Below are 11,815 nucleotides of genomic sequence, written 5' to 3' on the forward strand. Positions count from 1 at the left end.
GCGTCACGTACTCACTTGAGGTTAACACTACCGGATCCAACAAACATTCCCCCTCTCGAAGACCGGCAATCGGACGATCACCCGGCGAGCGGCAGCACCGAGGCGCCCACCGCGTCGAGGGCCAGCCGGTTGGCCGCCCACCCCTCGCCCGCCAGGCCGGCGACCTTGTCGGCCGCGTCCTCCTGGACCAGCGCGAGCACCGTGGGGCCCGCGCCGGAGATGACTGCAGGGACGCCGTCCGCCCGCAGTCGGTTCACCAGGGCCGCGCTCTCGGGCATCGCGGGAGCACGGTACTCCTGGTGAAGTCGGTCCTCGGTCGCGGCCAGCAGCAGCTCGGGGCGCCTGGTCAGGGCCTCGACGAGCAGTGCGGCGCGGCCGGCGTTGGCCGCGGCGTCCACGTGCGGGACGGTACGCGGCAGCAGGCCCCGCGCGGTCTCGGTGAGCACCGGGCGGCCCGGTACGAAGACCACCGGAACGATGGAATCGGCGGGATCCATCCTGATCGCCCGCGCGGTCCCGGTCTCCGTCCAGGCCAGGGTGAAACCGCCGAGCAGGCACGCGGCGACATTGTCCGGATGGCCCTCGATCTCGGTCGCCAGCTCCAGCAGCGCCGCGTCGTCGAGCTTCTGCTCGGCGCCTATGGTCACGGCGCGGGCGGCCATGATGCCGGCGCAGATCGCGGCGGAGGAGGAGCCCAGGCCGCGGCCGTGCGGGATGCGGTTGGCGCACACGATCTCCAGGCCGCGCGGCTGCCCGCCGAGCAGGTCGAAGGCGGTGCGCAGGGACCGTACGAGCAGGTGGCTCTCGTCGCGCGGCAGGGTTTCGGCGCCCTCGCCCGCGATGTCGACGTGCAGGCCGGAATCGGCCACCCGCACCACGACGTCGTCGTACAGCCCGAGGGCGAGCCCCAGGGCGTCGAAGCCGGGACCGAGATTGGCGCTGGTCGCGGGGGTGCGCACCCGGACGGCGGCGGCGCGGAACGCTGGACCGGCCATCGCTCGATGACTCTCCTTGATGTGATGCTGCGGCACTGCCCCGGAGCGCCGCGGCACCAGGGTGATGCCCGGCCGGCTCTTGGGGACCGTTCTGACCTGCCCTGCACACCACTGCGACATGCCGTGGGGAGGGGAGTTGGCTGCCAGCCTATCGAAGGAAGGTTCTGTGGCGACATAGGGCGCACAGGAGGCGCACGATGCGTGTCGCACGCCGCCCGCGGCTCCGAGCCGCATTTGCAGCCTTTGCAGGGTTTGCTCGATCCGGTACGCCGGGCCCTCTCGGGCCCGGTGACCGGGGGCGCGCGCCGTCGCGCGCGCCCGGGTGGGCACCCGGCCGTACCCGTACGGGCGGGCCGGGTGCGCCGTGCCCCGAGGGGGCGCGTTACGCCAGACCGAGGCGCTCGGCCGCGGCGTCCGCGTCGACCGGGACGGTGACCGGCTGCGGGGCGCCCGCGACGGCCCAGTCCGGGTCCTTGAGGCCGTTGCCGGTGACCGTGCAGACGATGCGCTGGCCCGGGTCGACCTTGCCCTCGTCGGCGGCCTTGAGCAGACCGGCCACCGAGGCGGCCGAGGCGGGCTCCACGAAGACGCCCTCCTGGGAGGCCAGCAGCCGGTAGGCGGCCAGGATCTGACGGTCGGTCACTTCGTCGATGAAGCCGCCGGACTCGTCCCGGGCGCGCTCGGCGAACTGCCAGGAGGCGGGGTTGCCGATGCGGATGGCGGTCGCGATCGTGTGCGGATCCTTGACGACTTCGCCACGTACGATCGGCGCGCTGCCGGACGCCTGGAAGCCCCACATGCGCGGGGTGCGCGAGGCGATGCCGTCGGCGGCGTACTCCTGGTACCCCTTCCAGTACGCGGTGATGTTGCCCGCGTTGCCGACCGGCAGCACATGGATGTCCGGCGCGTCGTCCAGCATGTCCACGATCTCGAAGGCGGCGGTCTTCTGGCCCTCGATCCGTACCGGGTTGACGGAGTTCACAAGTGCGACAGGGTACTTCTCCGAGAGGCCCCGGGCCAGCGTCAGACAGTCGTCGAAATTGCCGTCGACCTGGAGGATCTTCGCGCCGTGCACCAGCGCCTGGCCCATCTTGCCCAGCGCGATCTTGCCCTGCGGGACGAGAACGGCGCAGACCATTCCGGCCCGTACGGCGTACGCGGCCGCCGAGGCGGAGGTGTTGCCGGTCGAGGCACAGATGACGGCCTTGGCGCCCTCCTCCTTGGCGCGGGTGATGGCCATCGTCATGCCGCGGTCCTTGAAGGAGCCGGTGGGGTTGGCACCCTCCACCTTGAGATGCACCTCACAGCCCGTGCGCTCGGAGAGCACCTGGGCGGGCACCAGCGGCGTACCGCCCTCACGCAGCGTGACGACCTCGGTCGACGCCCCGACCGGCAGCCGGTCGCGGTACTCCTCGATGATTCCGCGCCACTGACGGCTAGCGGTGGAAATGGCAGACATGGGTTCCTTTACTCCCCTTCGACCCGCATGATGCTGGCGACGCCCCGGACGGTGTCCAGTTCGCGCAGCGCGTCGACGGTCGACGACAGGGCGGCGTCGGCCGCCCGGTGCGTGACGACGACGAGGGACGCCTCTCCCCCGTTCGCGGTCTCCCCGGAGCGGGCGGCACCCCCGTCCTTGCTCTGCTGGCGCACGGTGTCGATGGACACGCCGTGCTCGGCGAAGACCGTGGCCACCTGGGCCAGGACACCGGGCTTGTCGGCCACGTCCAGGCTGATGTGGTAGCGGGTGACCACGTCGCCCATCGGCCCGACCGGCAGCTGTGTGTACGCGGACTCGCCGGGCCCGGTGGTTTCGGCCAGCTTGTTGCGGCAGACCGCCACCAGGTCGCCGAGGACCGCGGAGGCGGTCGGCGAGCCGCCCGCGCCCGGCCCGTAGAACATCAGCTGCCCGGCGGCCTCCGCCTCGACGAAGACCGCGTTGTACGCCTCGCGCACGGAGGCCAGCGGATGCGACAGCGGAATCATGGCGGGGTGCACGCGTGCCGTCACCGAGGCGCCGTCGGCGGCCCGCTCGCAGATCGCCAGCAGCTTGACCGTGCAGCCCATCCGCTTGGCGGAGGCGATGTCGGAGGCGGTGACCTCGGTCAGCCCCTCGCGGTGCACATCGTCGATGGTCACCCGGGTGTGGAAGGCGATACCGGCCAGGATGGCGGCCTTGGCGGCGGCGTCGAAGCCCTCGACGTCCGCGGTCGGGTCGGCCTCCGCGTACCCCAGCGCCGTGGCCTCGTCCAGCGCCTCGGAGTATCCGGCGCCGGTGCTGTCCATCTTGTCGAGGATGAAATTGGTCGTCCCGTTGACGATGCCGAGCACCCGGTTGACCTTGTCGCCGGCCAGCGACTCGCGCAGCGGCCGGACCAGCGGGATCGCGCCGGCCACCGCGGCCTCGTAATAGAGGTCCGCGCCGTTGGCCTCGGCCGCGGCGTGCAGCGCCGCGCCGTCCGCCGCGACCAGCGCCTTGTTGGCCGAGACCACGCTGGCGCCGTGCTCGAAAGCCGTGGTGATGAGGCCGCGGGCGGGCTCGATGCCACCGATCACCTCGACGACCACGTCGATGTCACCGCGTTTGACCAGCGCTTTCGCGTCGGTGGTGATCAGCTCGGCGGGCACTCCCGCGCGTACCCGGTCCGGACGGCGAACGGCGATTCCGGCCAGCTCGACCGGCGCACCGATGCGGGCCGTGAGGTCGTCGGCGTGCGTCGTCATGATGCGCGCCACCTCTGAGCCGACCACTCCACAGCCCAGCAGCGCCACCTTCAGCGGACGCGTACGCATCATTCGACCTCTTTCGCTTTCCTTCTCGGTAATGCACCAGTCTCACGCACCGGACCGGGTTTTCCGGCCCCGGTCCGGATGCCGAGACATTCGTTCCACCCATTGTCGGTCACTCGGCCGGTACGGCCGACACCGCCCGTACGCGCGGTCCGCCGCGCCCCGGGCGCCCGGCGACCGTCCTACCCGACGTCGAGGCGCAGCAGGTCCTCCTCCGTCTCGCGCCGGACGATGACCCGCCCCGCGCCGTCACGCACCGCGACCACCGGCGGCCGCAGCGCGTGGTTGTAGTTGCTCGCCATCGACCGGCAGTACGCGCCGGTCGCGGGCACCGCGAGCAGGTCGCCGGGCGCCACGTCGGCGGGCAGGAACGCGTCCCGTACGACGATGTCGCCGCTCTCGCAGTGCTTGCCGACCACACGGGACAGCATCGGCGGCGCGTCCGAGGCCCGCGAGGCCAGCGCCACGCTGTACTCGGCGTCGTAGAGGGCCGTACGGATGTTGTCGGACATACCGCCGTCGACGGAGACGTAGGTACGCAGCCCGTCCAGCTCCTTGACCGTGCCGACCTCGTACAGGGTGAACGCGGTGGGGCCGACGATGGCGCGGCCCGGCTCCACGGACAGCCGCGGCACGGCCAGCCCGGCCGCCGCGCACTCCCGCGTCACGATGTCCCCGAGCGCCTTCGCGATCTCGTGCGGCTCGCGCGGATCGTCGTCCGAGGTGTAGGCGATCCCGAGCCCGCCGCCCAGGTCGATCTCCGGCAGCTCCACTCCGTGCTCGTCCCGTACCTCGGTCAGCAGCTGCACCACGCGCCGCGCCGACACCTCGAAGCCGGCCATGTCGAAGATCTGCGACCCGATGTGCGAGTGGATGCCGGTCAGCTCCAGCCCGTCCAGCTTCAGCACCCGCCGTACGGCCTCCGCGGCCTGCCCGCCGGCCAGCGCGATCCCGAACTTCTGGTCCTCGTGCGCGGTCGCGATGAACTCGTGGGTGTGCGCCTCCACGCCCACCGTCACCCGGATCTGCACCCGCTGCCGCTTGCCCAGCCGGTCCGCGATGTGCGCGACCCGCACGATCTCCTGGAACGAATCCAGCACGATCCGCCCGACCCCGGCCTCCACGGCCCGGGTGATCTCATCGACGCTCTTGTTGTTGCCGTGCAGCGCGATCCGCTCGGCAGGCATCCCCGCCGCGAGCGCGGTGGCCAGCTCGCCGCCACTGCACACATCGAGATTCATGCCTTCCTCCGCCAGCCACCTCACCACGGCCCGCGAAAGAAACGCCTTACCGGCGTAGAAGACGTCCGCCCCCTCTCCGAAGGCGTCCTTCCAGGCCCGGCACCGCCCCCGGAAATCCTCCTCGTCCAGGAAGTACGCGGGCGTCCCGAACTCCTCGGCGAGCGCGGCGACATCGGCCCCGCCGACGGTGATCACACCGTCCTCGTTCCGGCGGACCGTACGGGCCCACACACGGGAATCGATGCTGTTCAGATCGGCGGGCGGAGCGGAGTAGTGCCCCTCGGGCAGGACGTCGCCGTGGCGGGGGCCTGCGGGATGTGCGGAACGGCTCATGGCGTGGGAATTCCCCTCGGAAGTGCTGCGACCTGGTCGGTACGTCGACCGGCGGGCCGGCTGCCGGACGTCCTTGTCGGGCAACGGCCGCCGGTCTCCGGCTGCCTTGGTTCGGGCTTGCCTGCCAGTGTTCGGACCAGGTCTAAAGACGATCGGGCGTGGAGATGCCGAGCAGGTGAAGGCCGTTGGCGAGCACCGTTCCGGCGGCTTCGGCGAGAGCCAGCCGGCCACGGTGCACGGCCGAGGGTTTCTCCTCACCGACAGGCAGCGGCGGACACACGTCGTGACATCGCAGCCAGGCGTCGGCGGTGACCTCCAGATGCCGCGCGACCCGGTCGGGCGCCCGGTGCCGGGCGGCGGCCTCGATGGTGGCGGGATACTCGGCGATGGCGGCGAAAAGCTCGCGGAGGGCCTGGCCCTGAGCCTCCGTCTCCCCCACTTCCCGTATGTCTGCGGGCTCGGCATCGAACCCCAGCTCACGGGCGTTACGCGTCATGGCACACGTACGGGCGTACGCGTACTGCACCCGGAAACGGGCATTGCTCTCCCGCTGCACGGGCCGGTCGGGAAGGCGTACGGCGTCACCTTGAGCGGTATGGAGCAGGACCCAGCGAGCCTCATCGGCGCCGAGACGGGCGACCAGGAGCGGCCATGCCTCGACGACCTCCCTTGTGCGGACCGTTTCCCCACCCGGCTTAGTCGCCACGCCCCCCGCAGGGAGAATCTTCTCCAGCGCCTCGGCCGTCACAGCAGCGCGCACCCCTGCACCTTCCACCGCCGCGCGGAATTCCACCCGCCCCCGGCCGCCGGCATTCCCGTACGCCGGTCCCTGCGCCAGCACACTCCGTACGAGCCCGGCCCGAGCCCCACCCGTCAACGTCACATTCAAAAACCCGGCCCCGGCAATGTCCACACGGGCGACCCCGGGCACCCCCACCAACCGCTTACGCAGCATTCCGGCCACCTCAAGCGGCGACCGCCCGGCCTGCTTGGCCATCTGCATCGCAACACCACAAGCGAAATCAACCCCGCCGTCGGCGCTCCTGCTGTCTCCACCCGGCACACGCACCACAACCCGCTCCGGCACGGTCACGGAGAGTTCCCCGTCCTCAACAGCACCACGCACGGAACAGATCACGGCGCGGGAGAACTCAGCGGGGGTCACGCCCCCAGCGTATGGGAAACACCACCCTCGACCGCCAACCGGTTTCATCCATCGGACGTGGGGGGCTTGGGGGGTGGGGGTGCTTTGGGTGCTGGGGGGAGGGGGTAGGGCGTGGGGCGCGGGGGGTGGGGATCACCGGGCGGGGCGTGGGGCGCAGGTATGGGGTCGACGCACAGGGTGTGGTGGGCGCCGGGGGGCGTGGGGATGACCGGGCAGGGCGCGGGGGCGTAGGTGGGGGGCGCCGCGCAGGGTCGCAGGTATGCGGGCGAGGGGTGTGGGGGCCGCCGGGTAGGGCGTGGGGATCACCGGGCAGGGCATCGGGCGCAGGCGCGGGGGTCGGCCGTGCAGGGTGTGGGGGCCGCCGGGCGAAGCCGTACCGGTCGCCGGACGCCTGAAGCGGGCCGACGAGCGGGCCAGGTTCTACCGGTTCACCGAACACCTACGGGGCGCCGACCACCGGGCCAGGCGGCACCGGCCGCCGGACGCCCAAGGCGGGCCGACCACCGGGCAAGGCCGCACCGACCTATGCCCCACCCGGCACCCGCCCCAAACCCACCCGACTCATCCCCCTTACCGCCCTCCACCACCCACCCCGAAACACTCCCCCGCTGCCTCTCACCCACCCGCCGCACTCCCCTTACTGCCCCTCATCCAGCCGGCCGCACCGCGGCCTCCGGCCCCCCTTCGACATCTCCCACCTTTCCCGCCTCCCCCATCTCCCCAACCTCCCCCTCGGGCCGTCCAGCCTCACCCCCAGCCGCCCCCTCGCCCTCCATCTCCCCCGCCGACCCCTCCACCCCGTCACACCTTCCACGGCTCATCAGCCGCCGCACCATACGCACCAGATCCATCGGCTCGAACGGCTTGGCCAGAAACGCGTCCACCCCCACCGCCTGCCCGCTCTCCACCTCCGCCTGCGTACAGGCACTCACGATGGCGACGGGTATCCCCCGCGTCCGCGGATCGGCCCGCAGCCGAGCCGCCGTCTGCAGCCCGTCGAGCCGGGGCATCACCACATCGAGCGTCACCACATCCGGAGCGACCCGATGCACGATCTCCAGGCACTCGGCACCATCGGCCGCGGTCACGACCTCGAAGCCCTCAAGCTCCAGGTTGACCCTGATCAACTGCCGGATGACCTTGTTGTCGTCGACGACAAGGACCCGGCCGGACAAGCCAGGCACACCTTGAGACTAGGCGCGCGCCTCCGGCTGCGTCCGGGTTTTCCCCACTTCCGCCCCGTCCGAGGGACCTTCCCCCGACCCCCACTCACCCCACCCCCACATGCGCTACTCCAACCCGTTCATGAACACCCCTCCGAAGCTGGTAGTGTTCTACCCGTCGCCGCGAACAACGGCCGACACGCCCCCGTAGCTCAGGGGATAGAGCAACGGCCTCCGGAGCCGTGTGCGCAGGTTCGAATCCTGCCGGGGGCACCTTGTACGAGGTGCCTAAAGACCCCATCATCAGCGGAGAAGCTGAGGGTGGGGTCTTAGTCCATGCGTGGAACATGTCACGCCGCAGGACGTACTGGCGGCGGTGCGCTGCAGTTTCCTGCGTCTCTACCTAGCGTGCGGAGAGCAGCGGTGCTAGGACATGCCGACTCAACGCCCTTCGGGATTGGCTTCAACCGTCTTCCGCGTCGACGCCGGCCCCAGACCCCGCAGTCGAGGGCCCGAAGGTTACTCTCCATCAGGACTGATGTGTTCGGCAACGGCGCTTATCTCCTTAACCAAGCTTTCGCCGGCCGTGATCGCACCCTGAAAGACGGGAGCAGCTTGGTTGAATACCACACATGCCGCGATCAGTCCCAGGAATGCCTTCTTCCAGCGACTGGCGTTGCCAGGTTCCACGTTCACCAACGTCGCCCCGGCCTGAGTCAGCGACCCAATCACGGCACTTGCTTCTTCAGCCACTCTGGCCGTCCCGAACAGGTCGGAGTTTTCAATGAGCCAGATCAAATGGCGGATTTGAGACACCAACGCATCCCGGACAGGTCCGTTTATTTCTGAGTCTTCCATTGCGGTGAGCAGGTCGACCCACTCATTGCACTGCCGGGACATCTCCTCGAGGTTAGTAGCCCTCGGCGCCGCTCCCGACCCCACGAGGTGCCCCGAGATCAGATCAGCTGCGGATTCGAGATGATCCAACTTGTCCTCATTGAACATGATGGCAGGCGCGCGAGTGCCATCGTTCCAGTTATGGAGGGGCTGCATTACCGCCCCCCACCAATCCGCCACATGACGTTCGTAGCGTAGGCGCGACCTCTCGGGCAGAGAACTTATCTGCCGGATCGTCATTTGCAGAAGGACAGTAACCTCTGCGTGGCGTCGTACGAAGTCACCGCTGTTCCATTCGGCATCTAGCACTTTGCACCAAGCGGCGCCAAGCGACGACTCACCTGAGTTCCGAACACTTTGCAAAAGGGTGTGCAGGCGGTGTGCTGCCGTGTTCTCATTGGAAATACTCATACCCCACCACTCGTCACGCTACTCCGTACCAGAACTGACGTCTGAAGGTACCAGCCGCGCCGGCTTCGACACCCGCCCAGGTCGGACAGAGCTACCGAGCCTGCGCCTCGTCGTGCCCTCGACCGCAAGACACCTACTGGAAGCCGACGGTAGGATCAACCTCCCCTAGGGCGACGGAGGTTCTTCGGATGGCCATCATCAAACAGGCTCAGCGTCAGACTCTCGGGCAGCTGATCGGTGCCAACAATCCCGTGGTGACAGTGCCTGATGACAGTCAACGCCAGTACGCCTGGACGAAGAAGGAGGTTGACGTTTTCTGGTCCGACATTGAGAAGTTCAAGGAAGGCCGAGAAAACGGGCGGGAGTCGTCGTCTGAGTACTTCATCGGTCCCATAGTTACGATCACGGCAGACTCGGTGCAGGCCCGCTCGCTGCTTGATGGTCAGCAACGGCTGACCACATCGACCATCCTGATCGCCGCCATCCGAGACATTCTTTGGGGAATGAGATCTGCGGAAGGGGTATCGAGCGCTAACAACATCCAGCGGGATTATATTGCCCGAAAGTCTGGCCGCAAGGACCCCATGGAATACTTCCTGGTCCTATCGTTGTTTGATCGCGACTTCTTCCGAGACAACATACAGGACTGGAGCGAGATTACAGGGGAATGCCCTAGGCTTGAAAAGCCTACGCGTCCTTCACATAAACTCATCTTGGACGCCTACAGCAATTTTCGTCAGAAAATCACCAATCGCCTACGAGCGCACCCCGACGCCGAAGCGCGTTTGGATTACCTAGACTCGTTGCGGGAATGCTTGATCAATGGTCTGGTGTTCGTGGAGATCCAGACACCCTCATCTAGCGACGCAAACGAGGTGTTCGAAACAATCAACTCGAGAGGGAAAGACCTTTCCACTGTAGACCTTGTTCGCAACTTCCTGATGGAGAAAAGCATAAGCGATCACGAGAAGTCGCGGGTGAATGATGCCTGGCGATCACTTCTCGATGGGTTCGACCGGCGCGAGGAGATCGAAAAATTTCTGCGTCATTTCTGGGTCTCGAAGCATGGCGACGTCAAGTCACATAGTCTATATTCAATCATCAGGAAGAACCTGAGCGATCGCTTCGACGAGCGGCCCCAGCAATATGGAGTTGGGGCATTTTCCGCCGACCTGGAGGGGGCAGCAGGGCGGTACGCCGAACTCATCACGGGCAACACCGGCGACAGCAACTTCGACGCCTCGCTCGGCGAGGTAAAGGCTATGAACGCCGACGCCCTTTATCCGCTACTACTCTCCGCCTCCGGGTATCACAAGTACGCCGACCTGCAGACCCTTCTTGATGCCTCCATCAGCTACTACGTGCGCTGGACAGTAGTGGGGCGACGCGAGTCGACTCTACTGGAGGAGAACCTATTTAGCATAGCCAAGGAAATGTCTAAGGGTGGCACGATTGAAGAGGCGGTACAGAAAATCCTGGGGTGGATTCCGGACGATGAGACGTTCGCGGCAGATTTCAGAGATGCCGTAGCACCGAAGCAGTCACAAGCTCGCTACCTCCTTGCCAAGATTGAGCAGCATTTGCGACTTGAGGCCGAGGTGCACGAAGAGGTAGTTCTAGGCGACGGTAAAGTGTATGTCGAAAACATCTACCCCCAAAAGCCCGCAGGAGAGTTGCGCCTAGAAGACCACGACACATGGGTCAGCCGACTGGGCAATCTCACTCTTCTGGCCGGTAAGAAGAATCAGACTATATCCTCGCGTTCATTGCCGGAGAAGAAGCATCTCTACTCCGGCTCGGCTTTGCTGGTTTCGTCCCGCACGAATGTCGAGGACTTGTGGGACGAGGAAAGTAACAGGTGGCGCGTTGAAGGCATCGAGGCACGTCAACAGCTGATGGCGAAGATCGCACTCAACGTCTGGCCGAGTGGCGCCCGTTGGGCGTGAAGGCATCAAGTGCACGGACACGCTACTCCTCGTCCACGCTACGTCACGGGTGCACTGCCATGCGCTGGAATCCTGATGGCCAGGTCGCGCGATAGATCATGCTTGGTGATGCGTGCTGAGGCGCCATAGAGTGTGATACTCACCGATCCCTCTGACCAGGTGTTCGCGCATCAGGTCAGAGGGATGCCACGATGGCCAACTAGGTGCCACTGAACAATATTGAGTCCCCCGAGCTCGATTCGAGATGCTCCCTGGGCAATCATGCGAGCGCCCAAACACAGAGTGGCAGAGGTGGCTTCGACATCAGTCACCCCCTGGTGGGCACCCGGTCCGACGCCGGCCAGACATACGGCAGCCCTGACGGAACATCCGGAAAATACGTCCGATAATGCTCCGGATCCTTGGTCACCAGCGCTGACTGATGGCTCCGATGGAACTCCGCCTCCCCCAGCCAATTGGGCAATTCCCCGGCGTCCGAGAGCTCCGTGTACGAGCGGATGGAGGCCCGTGGGCGGTATGAGGCGAAGTCCGTGGCCAGTGTGGTGGCGCAGGTGTCCCGGCGTCCCGCCTCCGTCCACTGCCGGCACATTTCCAGGCCGTAGCGGACGAGTGCCTCCTCGTAGCCCTGCCACATGCGGACGGCCGGGTGGTGGCGCCAGCCGTAGTCCGGGACGGTGAGGCCGCGGAGGACCTGGAGGGTTTCCACCCGTTGCTTGCCCAGGCGGCGGACGTCGAGGACGGCGGCGGAGGCCGCGAAGTCGGGGTACGGAAGGAAGGTCTGCATGGGGACAGGTGTATGTCCTCGCGGCTGCCTTCCGTGGGATCGGCGGGGCCCGCTACGTCATCCGGGCGAGGGCGTAGCGGGCCCCGTGCT

9 protein-coding genes and 1 tRNA gene are annotated in these 11,815 nt (G+C 67.3%); 2 read left to right on the forward strand and 8 right to left on the reverse strand.

Going from position 1 to position 11,815, the window contains the following annotated elements; translation table 11 throughout:
* Positions 1-77: 77 nt before the first annotated feature.
* The 6 genes from thrB to CP984_RS12555 all read right to left on the reverse strand — a co-directional run bounded on the left by thrB (position 78) and on the right by CP984_RS12555 (position 7,699).
* On the reverse strand, positions 78-995 hold the full coding sequence (thrB, locus tag CP984_RS12530; RefSeq protein WP_003981333.1) for a homoserine kinase: 918 nt from the start codon (positions 993-995) through the stop codon (positions 78-80).
* Positions 996-1,377: 382 nt separating this feature from the next.
* Positions 1,378-2,454 (reverse strand): threonine synthase, encoded by a 1,077-nt coding sequence (gene thrC / locus CP984_RS12535; protein ID WP_003981334.1) that lies wholly within the window; start codon positions 2,452-2,454, stop codon positions 1,378-1,380.
* 8 nt (positions 2,455-2,462) lie between these two features.
* On the reverse strand, positions 2,463-3,791 hold the full coding sequence (locus CP984_RS12540) for a homoserine dehydrogenase (protein ID WP_030185714.1): 1,329 nt from the start codon (positions 3,789-3,791) through the stop codon (positions 2,463-2,465).
* A gap of 176 nt (positions 3,792-3,967) precedes the next feature.
* The gene (gene lysA, locus CP984_RS12545; RefSeq protein ID WP_003981337.1) at positions 3,968-5,359 is read right to left on the reverse strand and encodes a diaminopimelate decarboxylase; all 1,392 of its coding nucleotides are present in this window, start codon (positions 5,357-5,359) and stop codon (positions 3,968-3,970) included.
* Between the two features lie 142 nt (positions 5,360-5,501).
* Positions 5,502-6,572, reverse strand: coding sequence for an ArgS-related anticodon-binding protein NrtL (gene nrtL, locus CP984_RS12550; protein WP_202480519.1), 1,071 nt, complete (start codon positions 6,570-6,572; stop codon positions 5,502-5,504).
* 599 nt (positions 6,573-7,171) lie between these two features.
* Positions 7,172-7,699 (reverse strand): response regulator, encoded by a 528-nt coding sequence (locus CP984_RS12555; protein ID WP_032920647.1) that lies wholly within the window; start codon positions 7,697-7,699, stop codon positions 7,172-7,174.
* A gap of 189 nt (positions 7,700-7,888) precedes the next feature.
* On the opposite strand from CP984_RS12555, the gene CP984_RS12560 reads away from it, so the two are divergent.
* Positions 7,889-7,960, forward strand: a tRNA-Arg gene (locus CP984_RS12560).
* Between the two features lie 246 nt (positions 7,961-8,206).
* Here CP984_RS12560 and CP984_RS12565 read toward each other — a convergent pair.
* Positions 8,207-8,995, reverse strand: coding sequence for a hypothetical protein (locus tag CP984_RS12565; protein ID WP_129820953.1), 789 nt, complete (start codon positions 8,993-8,995; stop codon positions 8,207-8,209).
* 188 nt (positions 8,996-9,183) lie between these two features.
* Between CP984_RS12565 and CP984_RS12570 the strand changes: the two genes are divergently transcribed.
* Positions 9,184-10,941 (forward strand): DUF262 domain-containing protein, encoded by a 1,758-nt coding sequence (locus CP984_RS12570; protein WP_003981341.1) that lies wholly within the window; start codon positions 9,184-9,186, stop codon positions 10,939-10,941.
* Positions 10,942-11,248: 307 nt separating this feature from the next.
* Here CP984_RS12570 and CP984_RS12575 read toward each other — a convergent pair whose 3' ends face one another.
* The gene (locus CP984_RS12575; RefSeq protein WP_003981343.1) at positions 11,249-11,725 is read right to left on the reverse strand and encodes an MSMEG_6728 family protein; all 477 of its coding nucleotides are present in this window, start codon (positions 11,723-11,725) and stop codon (positions 11,249-11,251) included.
* Positions 11,726-11,815: the final 90 nt, after the last annotated feature.

The sequence above is a fragment of the Streptomyces rimosus genome (genome assembly GCF_008704655.1).
In the GTDB taxonomy this organism is placed as follows: Bacteria; Actinomycetota; Actinomycetes; order Streptomycetales; family Streptomycetaceae; genus Streptomyces; species Streptomyces rimosus.

Excerpts from the sequence above, each read along its gene's own strand:
- thrB (WP_003981333.1), bottom strand. The coding sequence starts at position 995 with ATGGCCGGTCCAGCGTTCCGCGCCGCCGCCGTCCGGGTGCGCACCCCC.
- CP984_RS12575 (WP_003981343.1), bottom strand. The coding sequence starts at position 11,725 with ATGCAGACCTTCCTTCCGTACCCCGACTTCGCGGCCTCCGCCGCCGTC.
- CP984_RS12565 (WP_129820953.1), bottom strand. The coding sequence starts at position 8,995 with ATGAGTATTTCCAATGAGAACACGGCAGCACACCGCCTGCACACCCTT.
- thrC (WP_003981334.1), bottom strand. The coding sequence starts at position 2,454 with ATGTCTGCCATTTCCACCGCTAGCCGTCAGTGGCGCGGAATCATCGAG.
- CP984_RS12540 (WP_030185714.1), bottom strand. The coding sequence starts at position 3,791 with ATGATGCGTACGCGTCCGCTGAAGGTGGCGCTGCTGGGCTGTGGAGTG.
- CP984_RS12570 (WP_003981341.1), top strand. The coding sequence starts at position 9,184 with ATGGCCATCATCAAACAGGCTCAGCGTCAGACTCTCGGGCAGCTGATC.
- lysA (WP_003981337.1), bottom strand. The coding sequence starts at position 5,359 with ATGAGCCGTTCCGCACATCCCGCAGGCCCCCGCCACGGCGACGTCCTG.
- nrtL (WP_202480519.1), bottom strand. The coding sequence starts at position 6,572 with ATGAAACCGGTTGGCGGTCGAGGGTGGTGTTTCCCATACGCTGGGGGC.